This is a genomic window from Puia sp., from assembly GCF_035546395.1.
In the GTDB taxonomy this organism is placed as follows: Bacteria; Bacteroidota; Bacteroidia; order Chitinophagales; family Chitinophagaceae; genus Puia.
This window is the reverse complement of the sequence record NZ_DASZXR010000014.1, coordinates 722022-737494: the sequence shown is the minus strand read 5'-3', so window position 1 is coordinate 737494 and position 15473 is coordinate 722022. Positions and strand designations below refer to the sequence as shown.

The 15473-nt window shown below is 59.0% G+C and carries 11 protein-coding genes; 9 read left to right on the top strand and 2 right to left on the bottom strand.

Annotation, left to right across the window (positions count from 1 at the left end; genetic code table 11):
• Positions 1 to 654, top strand: coding sequence for a fructose-6-phosphate aldolase (gene fsa / locus VHE34_RS15795; protein ID WP_325589640.1), 654 nt, complete (start codon positions 1 to 3; stop codon positions 652 to 654).
• A 42-nt stretch (positions 655 to 696) separates the two neighbouring features.
• On the opposite strand, the gene cobA is transcribed toward fsa, so the two are convergent.
• Positions 697 to 1494 carry a uroporphyrinogen-III C-methyltransferase gene (gene cobA, locus VHE34_RS15790; protein ID WP_325589638.1) on the bottom strand — a complete coding sequence of 266 codons (798 nt, stop codon included), beginning with the start codon at positions 1492 to 1494 and terminating at the stop codon, positions 697 to 699.
• Positions 1495 to 1630: 136 nt separating this feature from the next.
• Here cobA and nirB point away from each other — a divergent pair, with 136 nt between their 5' ends.
• From nirB to VHE34_RS15770, 4 genes are read left to right on the top strand one after another with little or no spacing between them, the layout of a single operon-like run.
• Positions 1631 to 4129, top strand: coding sequence for a nitrite reductase large subunit NirB (gene nirB, locus VHE34_RS15785; protein WP_325589636.1), 2499 nt, complete (start codon positions 1631 to 1633; stop codon positions 4127 to 4129).
• 11 nt (positions 4130 to 4140) lie between these two features.
• On the top strand, positions 4141 to 4497 hold the full coding sequence (gene nirD / locus VHE34_RS15780; RefSeq protein WP_325589634.1) for a nitrite reductase small subunit NirD: 357 nt from the start codon (positions 4141 to 4143) through the stop codon (positions 4495 to 4497).
• Between the two features lie 8 nt (positions 4498 to 4505).
• A complete protein-coding gene (moaCB, locus tag VHE34_RS15775; protein ID WP_325589632.1) occupies positions 4506 to 5456 on the top strand; it encodes a bifunctional molybdenum cofactor biosynthesis protein MoaC/MoaB in 951 nt (316 codons plus the stop codon).
• 27 nt (positions 5457 to 5483) lie between these two features.
• On the top strand, positions 5484 to 6725 hold the full coding sequence (locus VHE34_RS15770) for a molybdopterin molybdotransferase MoeA (protein ID WP_325589630.1): 1242 nt from the start codon (positions 5484 to 5486) through the stop codon (positions 6723 to 6725).
• Here VHE34_RS15770 and VHE34_RS15765 read toward each other — a convergent pair.
• Entirely contained in the window at positions 6710 to 7396 is a 687-nt protein-coding gene (locus VHE34_RS15765; protein ID WP_325589628.1) for a Crp/Fnr family transcriptional regulator, read from the bottom strand. The two genes, VHE34_RS15770 and VHE34_RS15765, sit on opposite strands and share 16 nt — an antisense overlap.
• A 305-nt stretch (positions 7397 to 7701) precedes the next feature.
• Between VHE34_RS15765 and VHE34_RS15760 the strand changes: the two genes are divergently transcribed.
• The 4 genes from VHE34_RS15760 to VHE34_RS15745 are packed head-to-tail and all read left to right on the top strand — an operon-like array spanning position 7702 to position 15470.
• Complete coding sequence (locus tag VHE34_RS15760; RefSeq protein ID WP_325589626.1) at positions 7702 to 9225, top strand: alginate export family protein; 1524 nt, start codon at positions 7702 to 7704, stop codon at positions 9223 to 9225.
• Between the two features lie 11 nt (positions 9226 to 9236).
• Positions 9237 to 10526, top strand: coding sequence for an MFS transporter (locus VHE34_RS15755; protein ID WP_325589624.1), 1290 nt, complete (start codon positions 9237 to 9239; stop codon positions 10524 to 10526).
• 2 nt (positions 10527 to 10528) lie between these two features.
• Positions 10529 to 14032, top strand: a complete 3504-nt coding sequence (locus VHE34_RS15750) for a molybdopterin-dependent oxidoreductase (RefSeq protein ID WP_325589622.1) — start codon at positions 10529 to 10531, stop codon at positions 14030 to 14032.
• The gene (locus VHE34_RS15745) at positions 14022 to 15470 is read left to right on the top strand and encodes a rubredoxin (protein ID WP_325589620.1); all 1449 of its coding nucleotides are present in this window, start codon (positions 14022 to 14024) and stop codon (positions 15468 to 15470) included. The genes VHE34_RS15750 and VHE34_RS15745 overlap by 11 nt, the downstream gene beginning before the upstream one ends.
• The last annotated feature ends 3 nt before the right edge of the window (positions 15471 to 15473 follow it).

Here is a 15473-nt window from a genome sequence, read left to right as displayed (position 1 = left end):
ATGAAATTCTTCATCGACACGGCCGATCTGGCTCAAATCAAGGAAGCAAACGACTTAGGCATTTTAGATGGCGTTACTACGAACCCTTCGCTGATGGCAAAGGTGGGCATCAAGGGTGAGGCGGCCGTAACCAATCACTATAAGACCATCGCGGAACTGGTAGACGGGGATGTCAGCGCGGAAGTAGTGTCCACGGATTTCAAATCGATGATCGAAGAAGGGAAGAAGCTGCACGCCATTCACCCGAATATCGTAGTGAAGGTGCCGATGATCAAGGAAGGCGTAAAGGCGCTGAAATGGTTTTCCGACAATGGTATCAAGACCAACTGTACGCTCTGCTTCTCTGCAGGTCAGGCCATCCTGGCGGCAAAGGCCGGCGCTAACTATATCTCTCCGTTCATCGGCCGTATCGACGACAGCAACTGGGACGGGCTGGAACTGATCGAGCAGATCGCCGAGATCTATTCGATCCAGGGTTATGAGACCGAGATCCTCGCCGCCTCCATCCGCAGCCCTTTGCATATCGTGAAGTGCGCGGAAGCCGGCGCCAATGTGGTCACTTCCCCCCTGGAATCGATCATGGGTCTGCTGAAGCACCCGCTGACCGATATCGGCCTGGCCAAGTTCCTGGCGGATGCGAAGTCCTGGGCCTAACCGCACGGAGTGCGGTTGCGCGCCAGCGCAGACATAAACGCTTTAAACAGTCATCGCCGCAGGCGATTCTCCATAGAGGGGGATTGTCCTGTGGCTTTTTAATTCCCCCGACGCGCCGAGTCCCACTACTTCCCCAATGAGAATGATGGCAGGGTGTGATAATTTATTAGCCGCGGCCATCTCCATCAGCTCCCCGGCCGTTCCCACCGCCACCTGTTGATCCCTCCGCGACCCATTCTGGATAATGGCCGCGGGCATGGCCGCTACTCCTTCCTGCCGGTACAACCCGGCTATCTCGGCCAGTTTTTTCATTCCCATATAGATCACGACTGTCGCCTTGCTCCGTAGGGCAAGCCGCAGATCGGCCGACAGGGTCCCATCCTTTTTCGTCCCCGTGACCACCCAGATGCTTTCGCTGAAGGCCCGGTGGGTCAGCGGGATATCCGAGAGCCCGGCGGTCTGCATGCTCGTGATGCCCGGGATATAGGACACCCGCAGCCCCAAGGCCCGGGCAAACAGCACCTCCTCGAAACCGCGGCCGAAGATAAAGGGATCCCCGCCCTTCAGCCGGATGAGGACACCCCCTTTCGCGGCTTTCTGACGGATCAGCTCGTGGATCTCATCCTGGGTAATGGTGGCCCGGTAGGGGCGCTTCCCCACGCAGATGCATTCGCAGCCCGGACGGGCCAGGTCGAGCAGCGCCCCGTTGGCCAAATGGTCATACAGGATGACATCGGCCCGCTGGATGGCTTTCCAGGCCTTCACCGTCAACAGTTCCGGATCGCCGGGACCGGCGCCGATGAGGATCAATTCAGTGTCGATGGGAGGAACGGGGTTCATATATTATTTTTATTAAAATTTGATTGATTTAATGAAATTAGGGAAAAATTTCGCTATACTTGTGGTATAGTATTATATATAATTAATACTAATGTTTAACGACTGCTTGCTATTTTACCCATCAAATTGATTGATTATGAGTAATGGGCACCTTCCTGTAGTGGTCGTTATCGGGAATGGAATGGTAGGACACCGGTTTTGTGAAAAGTTACGGGTCTCGGGCCAATTCCGCATCGTGGTCTTTGGGGAAGAACCCCGGCCCGCTTACGACCGGGTTCATCTTAGCGAATATTTTAATGGGAAATCGGCCTCCGATCTCGCCCTGCCCATGACCGGCTGGTTCGAGGAGGAGGAGATTGTGCTTCACCTGGGGCATAAGATCCGCGAGATCGACCGCCAGCAAAAGCTCGTCCATTCCGACCGGGGTGTGATCCAGCGATATGACTATCTCGTTCTGGCTACCGGGTCATCCCCTTTCGTACCCGATATTCCCGGGGTTGAAATGGAAGGCGTTTTTGTCTACCGGACCATCGAGGACCTCGACCGGATCAAGGCCTACGCCTCCCGGGCGAAGAGCGGGGCGGTGCTGGGGGGCGGGCTTTTGGGCCTGGAGGCGGCGAAGGCCTTGCTTGACCTGGGCATCTCCCAACCGCATGTCATCGAATTCGCGCCCCGGCTGATGCCGAGACAGATCGACAGTTCCGGCAGCCACGCCCTGGAGAGCAGCCTTAGGAAGCTCGGCTTGCAGCTGCACCTTAATAAGACGACGCAGTCCATCGAGGGGCATGGAAGGGTGGAGGCCCTCCAGTTCGCCGATGAAAGCAGGCTGCCGATCGACATGCTCGTGATCTCGGCGGGTATTCGCCCTCGTGATGAGCTGGCCCGTCTGGCGGGTCTTGCCGTGGGAACCCGCGGCGGGATCGTCGTGAACGAACGCCTGCAGACCTCGGATAAAAGTATTTTCGCCATCGGCGAATGCGCGTTGGCGCAGGGAATCATCTACGGTCTCGTTGCCCCGGGGTATGAGATGGCGGATGTTGTAGCCACCAACCTGATGGGTGGGAACAAGACCTTTGGCGGTTTCGATATGAGCACCAAGCTGAAGCTGATCGGCGTCGACGTGGCCAGCTTTGGAGATCCGTTTGCGGCGGAGCCGGACTGCGGGACCATCGTGTTCGAAGATCGTCACAAAGGAATTTACAAACGCGTCAATGTCAGCGCTGACGGGAAATATCTCATCGGCGGTATCCTCATCGGGGATGCCGCTGCCTATAACCTACTGCTTCAGACCGTCAACAACCGGCTGGTGCTGCCGCCCGATCCTTCCGCGCTGATCCTCGGCAACCGCGACGGAGCCGCCGAGGGCGCCGGGGTGATGAATCTCCCCGATGAGGCGCTGATCTGCAGCTGCGAGGCGGTGACCAAGGCGGCGATCTGCTCGGCGGTGACGGACAAGGACGCGACCACGATCGACGCGATGAAGAAGTGTACCCGCGCGGGCACCGGATGCGGGGGCTGTATCCCGCTGGTCAAGGACCTGATCGCCGGCACGATGAAGGCGAGCGGCCTTTATGTCCGTAACGTGATCTGCGAACACTTCGAACATTCCCGGCAGGAGTTGTTCGATCTGATCAAGCTCCACGATGTCCACACCTATGCCGACGCGCTGGCGCATTGGGGGAAGGGAGACGGCTGTGAAGTGTGCAAGCCCGCGGTTGCGAGCATTCTCGCGAGCCTCTGGAACGAGACCATCGTCAAACAGGCGACCATCCAGGATAGCAACGACCGTTATCTCGCCAATATCCAGAAGGGCGGCAGCTATTCGGTCGTGCCGCGGATCCCCGGCGGCGAGATCACCCCGGAGAAGCTGATCGTGCTGGGCAAGGTGGCGAAGAAATACAATCTGTACACCAAGATCACCGGCGGACAGCGGATCGATCTTTTTGGCGCGCACGTGGGAGATCTTCCCGCAATCTGGGAGGAGCTGATCGAAGCGGGATTCGAGAGCGGCCATGCCTACGGCAAGGCGCTGCGCACCGTCAAGAGCTGCGTCGGCAGCACATGGTGCAGGTTTGGATTACACGACTCCGTTTCCTTTGCCATCGAGATCGAAGAACGATACCGCGGCATCCGCGCGCCGCACAAGCTAAAGGGTGGCGTCAGCGGTTGCATCCGGGAATGCGCCGAGGCCCAGAGCAAGGATTTCGGCATCATCGCCACGGAGAAGGGATGGAATCTCTTCGTCTGCGGCAATGGAGGCTCGCGGCCCCAGCATGCCCAGTTGCTGGCTACGGACATCGACAAAGACACCTGTGTGAAATACCTCGACCGCTTCCTGATGTTCTATATCCGGACGGCCGATCCCCTCACCCGCACCGCTACCTGGCTCAACAAGATGGAAGGCGGCATGAGCTATCTGAAGAATGTCGTCGTCAACGACAGTCTCGGCATGGGCGCCCAGTGGGAAGAGGAGATGCAGTCCCTTGTCGACAGTTATAAATGCGAGTGGAAGGAGGTGGTGGACAACCCCGAGCTCCGGAAGCGTTTTTCTCATTTTGTCAACGCACCCCGGAAGAAGGACCCGGAGCTGCAATTCGATAATCTGCGGGGTCAGACAAAGGCCCGGGAATGGTAAATCAACTCAACATGGAAACAACCGCGATAAATATGAAATGGGTGGCGGCCTGCCGGGTGGAAGACGTGCCAGGCGACGGCGGCGCCTGTGTCCTCATCGATGGCGAGCAGATCGCCATCTTTTACTTCTCCCGGCGCGATGAATGGTATGCCACCGAGAACCGTTGCCCCCATAAGCAGCAGATGGTCCTTTCCCGCGGGATGACCGGTAGCGCCGGCCCCGCCTGCGAGCCCAAGGTGGCGTGTCCGTTTCACAAAAAAACGTTTTCCCTGCGCAGCGGTGAGTGTCTCAGCGGCGAGGATTACCGTATCCGGACTTATCCGGTGAAGGTAAAAAATGGCCGGGTGTATGTCGCCATTCCGTGGTAAATTGCGGTATGCGCGATATCACACACAAGGCGGTCACCCTAAGGACGGCGAAGGCGATCGGCGTTGTTTTTTGCAGCGCCGAGACCCTCAAACTGATACGGGAGGACCGCCTTCCCAAAGGCAATCTCTTCGATGTGGCGCGGGCCGCGGGTTTCCTGGGCGCCAAGGCGGTCCCGCAGTTGTTGCCGCATTGTCATCCTGTTGCGATCGATGGGATGAAGATGGAATTCGAATTCCTTGATCCTTCCCTGCATCTGGAGCTGCTGGGCGCCGCCGACGCGGGGCGCAGCGGGATCGTCATCACCGGCGAAGCGCGGTCCATCGGCCGTACGGGGATCGAGATGGAGATCCTGGCCGGTGTATCCATTGCCGCATTGGAAATATACGATATGCTCAAGCCGGTGGACAAGCAGCTGGAGATCGGGCGGGTCAGGTTGTTGGAAAAGAAAGGCGGAAAAAGTGACCGGGAACGGTACTTTGCCACGGCGCCGACCTGTGCGGTGCTCGTGTGCTCCGATAGCACTGCTGCGGGAATCCGCGAGGACAAGAGCGGCAGGATCATCCAGCAGATGCTGGAATCCGTCAATGCGCGTGTCGTGGATTACGTCGTGGCGCCCGACGAGAAAGGCGCCATCCAGCAGCAGGTGAGGGAATGGGTGAGCAAGGATATCCAATTCATATTCACTACCGGGGGAACGGGTCTGGGGCCCCGCGACAATACTGTCTCTGCGATAAAAGAAATGCTCGAGCGCGATGCCGACGGCATTGCCGAGGCGATGCGGGCCCATGGGCAGCAGCGTACCCCGATGGCGATGATGAGCCGGGGTGTGGCGGGCTCCATCGGTCACACGCTGGTCGTTACCCTGCCGGGGAGCAGCGACGGGGCGCGGGAATCGCTCGAAGCGATCCTGCCGGCGGTATTTCATGCCAGAAAAATGATGAAGGGAGGAGGCCACTGATGCCCATGGCCTTTTAAACTAAAGTTTATGATCGATTTCCGCAAGGCGCAGGAGCTCGTCCTGCAACGGGCGAAAAGTTTCGGCACGGAGACCGTGCCGCTGGGGCAGGCTGCAGGCCGGGTGCTCGCGGAGACGGTCCGCGCCGATCGAGACTATCCGCCTTTTGACCGGGCTTCCATGGATGGCTTTGCCATACGGTACGGCGATGTAGAAAAAGGAATGCGCCGGTTCGTTATCGTCGAGACCCTGCTGGCGGGTTATGTGCCGCAACAGGCGATCGCCGAGGGGGAGTGTTATAAGATCATGACCGGGGCGGCCGTGCCGGGCAGCGCCGACACGGTCATCCGCCGCGAAAATGCGGAAGAAAAGAACGGCGTCATCGAGCTGCCTGAACTGCCGGTAGAGGCCCTGCCCGCCGCCACGTTCCCCGCGCCGGTCGATCCGCGGTTCCCGTGGCGGCCTTTTCAGAACATCGCCCGCAAGGGGGAGGACCTCCGCTCCGGCGAAGTCGTCATCGACCGGGCCTGTGTCTGCACGCCCCCGGTAATGGGGTTGCTGGCGACGCTGGGTCATATCAACCTGAAGGTAGAACGCCTTCCGTCGATCGGCCTGCTGACCACCGGCGATGAGGTGGTTCCGGCCGGCGATGCTGTCAGCCCGGTACAGATCCGCAACAGCAACCGCTGGCTGCTCGAATCGGCGTTGAAGAACGCGGGCGCTCCCGTCGTGGCCTGGGACCACGCGCCGGACGACCCGGCCCTGATCCGGCAAAGGATCGAGGCTTTTGCCGACAAAGACATATTGATCTGCTGCGGGGGTGTCTCCGCCGGGGATGCCGATTATGTGCCGGGCGTGCTCGAAGCGATGGGGGCGGAACGGCTGTTTCACAAAGTAGCGATGCGACCGGGGAAGCCGGTGTGGTGCGGGGTGTCGAAAGAGGGGAAGATCATTTTCGCCCTCCCGGGAAATCCTTTCTCCTGCCTGGTGAATATGACCCTCCTGATCGCGCCCTTCCTGCGGGCCTGCTATGGTCTTCCACCCGCTGAGCCCCTTGGACTGGCGATGGGGGCGCCGCGGAAGAAGCGGTCTCCGCTGGACGAGTTCTTCCCCGTCTTTGTGAGTGGATCTCCGGCGCGGCTGACGCCCGTCACACTGAACGGGTCGGGGGATATCCGGCTGGGCAGACAGGCCAACGCGCTGGCCCTTCATCCCGCAAACGAGGACGACCTGGCCGAGGGTGCAATGGTGGCCTGTTATTCTTTTGTATAATCGATGAGCCCGGCGGCGTCGGCGATGGCGATCTGTTTGCCTTCGAGACGGATGAGTCCTTCCTGTGCGAGCTCGTTGATGATCCGAAAGACAGTTTCATAGGTGGCGCCAACCAGCGAGGCGAGATCCTGGCGGCTTAGCGTCAGCCCGATCGCTCCATCCGGGGTCAGGCCGAAATCTTCCCGAAGCTGGAGCAGGGCCTGGGCCACCCGCCCTTTCACCTGCATGTGCGCGATGTCCCGCATCTTACGTTCCCCTGCCTGCAACTCGTCGGCGAAGAACTGCAGCAGTCCCTGGTTAAGACCGGGGTTTACCTTGAGACTCGCCTGGAAGAATTCCAGGTCGAAATAACACACCTCCAGCGGCTCGAGCGCCGTTGCGGAGATAGGATAATGGTGGTCTTTGCCCAGTCCGCGATGTCCGAAGAGGCTGCCGGCCCGGGCGAAACGGATGATCAGTTCTTTCTCCGAACCCCACTTCTTGTGGACCTTGACGGCGCCACTATATACGAAGAAGATGCCCTTGACGACATCCCCTTCCTGGAATATCATCTCGCCCTTTTTATACGTGAAGTTCTTCCGGTGCACCTCCGCGGCCGGGATCCATTCGGGGAGACACCGCTGGCAGAGAAAACAGCTTTTCAGATCGCAGGAGGAGGTCTTTTTCTTCATAAAGCGCAAAATAAGGAGTTTCCCGTAGCCAATTCGATTAGAATCGTTCGTATTATTAAAATATTTATATAATATTTCGAGCGGATATTATCGAATATTTGGTCATAATTCATTATTTTTATTACGTAAGTAATATTTGAATCTAAAATTTCTATTCCACATATCGGTTTGTATTAGATGTAAATAATCGTAATATTTACCGACCCTCTTCTTGTCTTCGATTGCCATCCATTTTTCTGGGTCTTCCGGTTGCTGCCTGGGCCGTCTATAACGGCTCAAAATCTTTGTAACCAAAACGACTCCTCATGTACAAAATCATCACCGGAATGACGATCGGGCTGTCTTCCTTTCTTTTCCTGGGTGTGAAAGCCCAGCTCTCGCTGACGGGACAGCTGCGTGTCCGAACCGAACTGCGCAACGGCTACGGCACGCTCGAGACCCTGGGCAGTCAGCCCGCCTTTCTCACTTCACAGCGCGCACGGCTCAATTTTAATTACCGTTCCTCGCGGATCATCTTCCAGGCGTCGGTACAGGATGTGCGGGTCTGGGGCGCCGACGCCTCGACGATCAACAATGCCGACGGCGCAAGGCTGAGTGTTCACGAGGCCTGGGGCGAGCTGGTGCTGGCCAACAAACACGACAGCAGCCTCGGTCGCAGTCCCGTCGAATACTTCGGCATCCGCGTCGGCCGGCAGGAGCTGGTCTATGACGATCAGCGGTTGCTGGGCAATCTCGACTGGCTGCAGCAGGCCCGCCGCCATGACGCGGTTGTCCTCAAGCTGCTCGACAAAGGCTGGCAGGTGGACCTCGGTGCGGCCTTCAACCAGAATACCGACGCTTTCAACTATAACGGCACCTCCTATACGCCGGCCAATGTGCCGGCCTATATAAAGGACAGCAGGGGCAATCTGGCGCCGGTACCCACCGGGTATATTCCGCTTGTAAACGCAACGGGAACGAGCGCAAGGAACGGCAGTCCTTCGCTTGTCGCCGCACCCTCCACCAATGGCGCCAACCAGGACTACAAATCCATGCAGTTCCTGTACGCCGCCAAACAATTCAACTCAACCCGGCTGGCGGCCCTGCTCTTTGTCGACGAGTTTAGCCGCTATAAGCTCGATTCGGCGAAGAATATCGCGGGATCGGACACAGGGGAGATCTATGGCCGCCACTTCAACCAGGCGGGGGTCAACACCCGCGCTACGGGCGGACTGCAATTGAACACCACCCTTGACAGCCGCAAAGCCTGGAAACTGCAGGCCGGCGCCTGGTACCAGTTCGGCCGGGACAGGGACGGGCTGACCCTGGCCGCCTATACGACCACCTTTGCGCTAACCTACTCGCCGCACCTGGTCGCCGGAACCATCGGCTGGGACTATCTCTCGGGGAACAACGCCTTTTCCACATCGACCACCAACCATCGCTTCGACCCCCTCTACGGTACGCCTCACAAATTCTGGGGCTATATGGATTATTTCTACGCCGGCACGGGTTCCGCTACCGGCGGTTTGAACAATCCTTTCGCAAAGGCAAAATACGTCTCCCGCAACAACCGTCTCTCGGTAGAGCTCTGTTATCATTATTTCGGACTGGCCGCCGGTCAAAAGGATGTAAAAGGCAAGGAGGTCTCGCGCTATCTCGGCAGCGAGGTCGACGCCACCGCAAGCTATGGCCTGAATAAGATCACCAACCTCGAGCTCGGCGTCTGTGCGCTCCGGGCGACGCATTCCATGGAGTATGCCAAGGGCATAACTCCTGACAATGCCCGGCTCAACGCCTCCTGGGCTTATCTCCAGCTCAATATCAAACCTGATTTTTTGACCAAATAATACCTGCCGATATGCAAACCATCAACAAACCATTGGACAAGATACGGCTTTTCTCCCTCGATACGGTCCAGATGCGCACGTTTCACATCACCTGGCTCATGTTCTTTGTCTGCTTCTTCGGCTGGTTTGGCCTGGCGCCGCTGATGCCGACCATTCGTGCAGACCTGGGGTTGACAAAGGCCCAGGTCGGCAATACCATCATTGCGTCCGTCTCTTCGACCATCGTCGCCCGGCTGCTGATCGGCAAGCTCTGCGACGTGCTCGGTCCCCGCAAGACAGCCATCCGACTGCTGCTGATCGGGTCGGCGCCGGTGCTGCTGGTGGGACTGGCAAAGGATTACACCACCTTCCTGTTATTCCGGCTGGCCATCGGTGTTATAGGAGGCAGCTTTGTCGTGACGCAGTTCCATACCTCGATGATGTTCGCGCCGAAGATAAAAGGGACGGCTAACGCCATGACCGGTGGCTGGGGTAATTTGGGCGGTGGGGTCACCAACATGGTGATGCCGCTGATCTTCTCGGCAATCGTCGGATTCGGGTATACCGGGCACCAGGCCTGGCGATATGCGATGATCGTTCCCGCCGTCATGATGTGGGTCGTCGCTTTTCTCTATTATCGATACACGAAGGACACGCCGACGGGCAATTACTCCGAGACCGGCCGTACCGGCGCTGCCCGCCGCAAGACCGACTGGTCGGTTCTGGCCGACTGGCGGGTTCTTACCCTTACCCTGGCTTATGCGATGTGTTTCGGCATGGAGATCACCTTCGACAATGTCGCTTCGCTCCATTTCGTCGATAACTTTCATCTTTCGCAGCATAGCGCAGGCTTCTGGGCGGGCCTCTTCGGTTTTATGAACATCTTCGCACGGGCCCTTGGCGGCATTTTCTCCGACAAGGCAGGTACCCGTTGGGGGATGCGCGGCAAGGGCACCCTGCTGGCGATCGTCCTGCTGTTGGAAGGGCTTGGCCTCGTTGCATTCGCACATGCGCCGACGTTTGTGATCGCGATCGTTTTCATGTTGTCCTTCGCCCTTTTCCTGAAGATGGCCAATGGAGCCGTTTACGGCATCGTTCCATTTATCAATGAAGAGAATGTCGGCCTCGTCAGCGGGGTAGTCGGCGCCGGCGGCAACCTCGGCGGCATGCTCTTCGGATTCCTTTTCAAATCGAATGCGATCACCTATGCAGAGGCATTCACCTATATCGGCTGCACGGTGATCACCATTGCCTGCCTGGTGATGGTCACCCGCTGGCGGGCGGCGGCCGGCGTGGTGTCCCCCGCGACTGTAACCCTATAACTATGGCAACTGCACCCCACCGGCATACCGAACGATCCTTTTCCACCTGCTGTTACTGCGGAGTAGGGTGTGGCGTCACCGTCTACAAGGACCGGAAAGGCCGCCTGACGGTAGAGGGCAGTTCCGAGTACCCCGTCAACAAAGGCATGCTTTGCAGCAAGGGGCTGAACCTGCATTATACGGTCAACGACCTGCAGGACCGCCTGTTGTATCCGCAGATGCGCTCCCACCGGGAGATGCCTTTGCAGCGGGTCAGCTGGGACACCGCGCTGGACCGGGCGGCAGCGGTGTTCCGAAGCCTGATCGCCCGGTATGGGCCGGACAGCGTCGGCTTCTATATCTCGGGTCAGTGCCTGACCGAAGAATACTATGTCGTCAACAAGCTGATGAAAGGATTCATCGGCAGCAACAATATCGACAGCAATTCCCGGCTCTGCATGAGCACGGCCGTCGCGGCGCACAAGCTGGCTTTAGGCGAGGACAGCGTTCCGGTCAGCTATGCCGACATCGAGTTGGCCGATTGTTTCTTCGTGACCGGCGCCAACCCCGCCTGGTGCCACCCGATCCTGTGGCGGCGGGTAGAAGCCCATAAGGCGGCGAATCCAAAGACGCGTATCATCCTTGCCGATCCCCGCCGGACCGATTCGGCCGCGCTCGCCGATCTGCACCTGCCGTTGAATCCCGGCACGGACATCACCCTGCACTATGCCCTCGGCCGGTTGCTGATCGAGCAAGGCCGTTCTCATCCCGGTTTTATCCGGGAGCATACCGAAGGATTCGAGGCCTACCGGCAACGGGTGTTCGCCCGGACGACGGCGGAATCCGCCGCAATCTGCGGTCTCCCCGAAGGCGATATCCGCCGGGCCGCGGAATGGATCGGTGAGGCCAACGCCCATCTCAGCCTCTGGACCATGGGGCTGAACCAAAGCGCGGCCGGTGTCGACAAAGTGTTGTCGCTGATCGATCTTCACCTGCTGACCGGCCAGATCGGCAGGGCGGGCGCGGGGCCCTTTTCACTGACGGGCCAGCCCAATGCCATGGGCGGACGGGAAACGGGCGGACTGGCCAACCTTCTTCCCGCCCATCGCGATCTGGCCAACCCCGAACACCGGCGGCAGGTGCAGGAGTACTGGGGCAGCGGCCTGTTGTCGGCAAAACCGGGCCTCACCGCCACCGAGCAGTTCGAAGCCCTCGCCGACGGCAGGATGAAGGCCATCTGGATCATGGGCACCAACCCGCTGGTCAGCCTGCCCGACGTACGGCTGGCGGAGGCGGCGCTGAAGAAGGCGAAGTTCGTGGTCGTACAGGAGGTGAGTAATACACCTGAAACGCTTGCTTATGCAGACCTTATCCTTCCTGCCGCAGCCTGGGCGGAGAAGCAGGGAACGATGACCAACTCCGAACGCCGGATCAGCCTGCTGGACCACATCGTCGAGCCACCCGGCGAAGCGCTCCCCGATTCGGTGATCGTCAGCCGGATGGCGCAGAAAATGGGTTTCCCCGGTTTTGACTATACGGGCCCCGACGCCATCTTTCGCGAACACGCCCAACTCACCGCGGGCACTTCGATGGATATCAGCGGTCTCGATTATTCCGTCCTGAAGGCCAAACGATCGGTCCAATGGCCCTATCCGTCGGGTTGCACCGATGGCGGCAAGGAACGGCTGTTCACCGATCACCGGTTTGCTACTCCCACGGGCCGGGCGATCTTCCATGCCAACCCCGACGAGAGCCGAAGCGAATTGCCCGATGGGGACTATCCGCTGATCCTCACCACGGGTCGGATTCGCGATCAGTGGCATACCATGACCAAGACCGGCAAGGTGGCCAAACTCCGGCAACATATCCCACAGGCTTTTCTCGAGATGCACCCGGAGGACGCGGAGGGGCTCGGACTCGGAGAAGGGGATATCGCCCTGGTCGAGTCGCGGCGCGGTGACGTGCGGGTTCCTGTGCGGATCACCGGGGCCATAAAAAAGGGCGCTGTATTCCTCCCGATGCATTGGGGCAAGATCCTCGGCAGCGATCTCAACCGTATCAACAATCTTACCCATAGCCTGCTTGACCCCGTTTCGAAAGAACCCGATCTCAAACTTTGCGCGGTGCGGGTGAGGAAATATATCAAGAAGAAAGAACGGATCGTCATCGTGGGCGCCGGCGCGGGCGCACATGGATTCGTCCGCAGTTACCGGGAACTCAACCAGGAAGACGAGATCATCGTCTTCAACAAAGAGGACCAGCCTTTTTACAATCGCGTTCAACTACCCGACTACATCAGCGGCTTACAGAACTGGGAGCAGCTGGTCCGGATGACCGATGCCGAGGAGGCAGATATGAGCATCCGGCTGAAACGTGGCGTCAGCATCGAACGTATCGACCGCAAGGCAAAGACCGTCACCGATTCCACCGGCGCCGTTACGGAATACGACCGGCTGATCCTGGCTACGGGCAGCCGGGCGGCGACGCCAAAGCAGGCGCCGTCGCTGGATGGGATCCATACGCTTCGCAGCAGGCCCGATGCGGACAGGTTCCGGCGGCAGATGACGCCCGGCAGCCGGGTAGTCGTCGTCGGAGGCGGGTTGCTGGGGCTGGAGCTCGCGGCTTCCCTGCGCGAAATGGATATTTGCGTTTCCATTGTCCATCGAAGCAGCCGGTTCCTCGACCGGCAGCTGGACACGCTGGCGAGCCAGCTGTTGCAGGACGAGATCGTCGACCAGGGCTGCGCCGTCTACTACTCCGATGAAGTGCAACTCTTCTATGGCCAGACCCGGCTCACGGGCATTCGCTTGCGAAGCGGTCGCGTGCTGGATTGTGATGCGCTGGTCTTTGCGATCGGTACGGTGCCCAACATCGAGATCGCGAAGGCGGCGGGTCTCGACCATCGTCGCGGGGTGGTCGTCGACGGCTATCTGCGCACCAGCGACGAATATATCCACGCCATCGGCGAGATCGCCGAATTCGAGGGCAATCTCTACGGCTTCACCGCGGCAGCGGAGCAACAGGCGGAGGCCCTGGCGCGCTTCCTGAACGGGGACATCGCCCAGCCTTATACCGGGACGGTGCCGATGAACATCATCAAGATACACGGCTTCGATCTCTGCAGCATCGGTCTGCCGGATTGTCCCAATACAAAGGACTATGAGGAGATCGTCTTTATCGACAAGGCCCGGAGATATTACAAAAAGTGCATCATCCACCAGGACCGGCTGGTCGGCGCGATCCTTGTCGGCGACAAGGAGGAGTTCCGCGAGTTCCGGGAATGGATCACCGGGAAGATCGAGCTGAGCGATCGCCGCCTGCAGCTCCTTCGTAGCGGCGGAAAAGCAATCCCCGTAAAGGGCCGGCTGGTCTGCAGCTGCAATAATGTGGGGGTAGGTAATCTCGAGGATCAGATCCGGGGGGGTAGCAGGGATTTGGGAGCATTATGCGCCGCCAGCGGTGCGGGCACCGGCTGTGGCAGCTGCCGTCCCGAGGTAAAAAGAATATTGGAGGCTCATGTTTCGTAAGAACTATACCGTCAAGATCAACCTGCCCGGCGGCATCGTCGGCGCGGGTGATCTTTATTCCATCGTCGAGGCGGCAGAGAAAGCTAGGGTTGAGGAGATGCAGCTGGGCAGCCGCCAACAGCTGTTCGTGAAGGTGGCCGATAAATTTGGTCCGGAATTCCTGCAGCGACTGGACGAGGCGGGTATCTTCTACGAGACCGAAAAGGAAGCGTTCCCCAACATCGTCAGCAGCTATGTCACCGACGGCGTCTTCGGGCGGAGCGGTTGGGTGAGCGAAGGGTTGTACAAGGATATCCTGGGAGGATTCGACTTCCGGCCGGGGTTAAAGATCAACCTCGTGGAGAGCAGTCAGAGCTTCGTACCCCTTTTTACCGGCCATCTCAACTTCCTCAGCAGTCCCGTCAACAACCACTGGCACGTGGTGCTCCGCCGCCCCGGGACCAACCGCCTTTATCCCTGGAGGACCGGCATCTACTCGCCCGATATCCCCCGGTTTTGCCGGTTGCTCGAGCCTGTACTCCCCACCGCAGGAGAGGAAGAGATCTGGGGAAAGCGGCTATATGACACCGTGGAGACCCACGGCGGCTTCGCCGGCCAGCCCCTGTTGCCGGCCTTTTCGACACCGGAATTCCGGCTGCCCTATTACGAGGGATTCAATCGCAGCGGAAACAAGAACTGGCTGGGCATCTATCGCCGGGACGAGCTGTTCCCGCTGGCCTTCCTGAAGGATGTCTGCCTGATCGCGCTGCAGACCAAGGTAGGGCAGCTGTACACTACGCCCTGGAAATCGTTGTTGATAAAGGGCATCGAGGAGCCGGACATCCCGATCTGGGAATATGTGCTGGGCAAGTACCGGATGAACGTCCGTCATGCTTCCAACGAGCTGAACTGGCAGATCGAGGACCTCTGTCCGGACGGGTTGCGGCTGAAGCGCTACCTGGTGCGTTTGCTGGACCAGGATGATATCCGTACGGAAGGACTGAGCTTTGCGATAAAAACCAAGCCGGGCTCCGGGCTGCCGGGTTCGGTGATCATCCGCAGGCAGGATGGCATCCGTCCCGACCAGCTGAAGCTGCTCGACCGGTATTCCATTTCCCATACTGCCGACTTCAATCCTTTTTCCCGTGATATCGTCCTGTATCGGAAGGACCTCGAAAAAGAAAACCTGTTTCCCTACCTCGTATCGCTTTGCAAGGAGTTCTACCGGCAGCAGAGCGAGCGCCATTCGCCCCTGGCCTCTCAGCCTGCGCCGGTATCCCCCGGGCGGCCGGGATCGGTGGCCGGGGGATGGCAATGCGGCCATTGCCTGACGCTGTATCACGAACAATATGGCGATGAAGAGCAGGGCATTCCCGCCGGAACCCCGTTTGTGGACATTCGGGCGGATTATGTCTGTAGCGTCTGTGGCGGGGCAACGGCGGATTTTGTACCTTTATAGTTC

Excerpts from the sequence above, each read along its gene's own strand:
- VHE34_RS15750 (WP_325589622.1), top strand. The coding sequence starts at position 10,529 with ATGGCAACTGCACCCCACCGGCATACCGAACGATCCTTTTCCACCTGC.
- moaCB (WP_325589632.1), top strand. The coding sequence starts at position 4,506 with ATGCGCGATATCACACACAAGGCGGTCACCCTAAGGACGGCGAAGGCG.
- VHE34_RS15765 (WP_325589628.1), bottom strand. The coding sequence starts at position 7,396 with ATGAAGAAAAAGACCTCCTCCTGCGATCTGAAAAGCTGTTTTCTCTGC.
- VHE34_RS15745 (WP_325589620.1), top strand. The coding sequence starts at position 14,022 with ATGTTTCGTAAGAACTATACCGTCAAGATCAACCTGCCCGGCGGCATC.
- VHE34_RS15755 (WP_325589624.1), top strand. The coding sequence starts at position 9,237 with ATGCAAACCATCAACAAACCATTGGACAAGATACGGCTTTTCTCCCTC.
- VHE34_RS15760 (WP_325589626.1), top strand. The coding sequence starts at position 7,702 with ATGTACAAAATCATCACCGGAATGACGATCGGGCTGTCTTCCTTTCTT.
- fsa (WP_325589640.1), top strand. The coding sequence starts at position 1 with ATGAAATTCTTCATCGACACGGCCGATCTGGCTCAAATCAAGGAAGCA.
- nirD (WP_325589634.1), top strand. The coding sequence starts at position 4,141 with ATGGAAACAACCGCGATAAATATGAAATGGGTGGCGGCCTGCCGGGTG.
- VHE34_RS15770 (WP_325589630.1), top strand. The coding sequence starts at position 5,484 with ATGATCGATTTCCGCAAGGCGCAGGAGCTCGTCCTGCAACGGGCGAAA.
- cobA (WP_325589638.1), bottom strand. The coding sequence starts at position 1,494 with ATGAACCCCGTTCCTCCCATCGACACTGAATTGATCCTCATCGGCGCC.
- nirB (WP_325589636.1), top strand. The coding sequence starts at position 1,631 with ATGAGTAATGGGCACCTTCCTGTAGTGGTCGTTATCGGGAATGGAATG.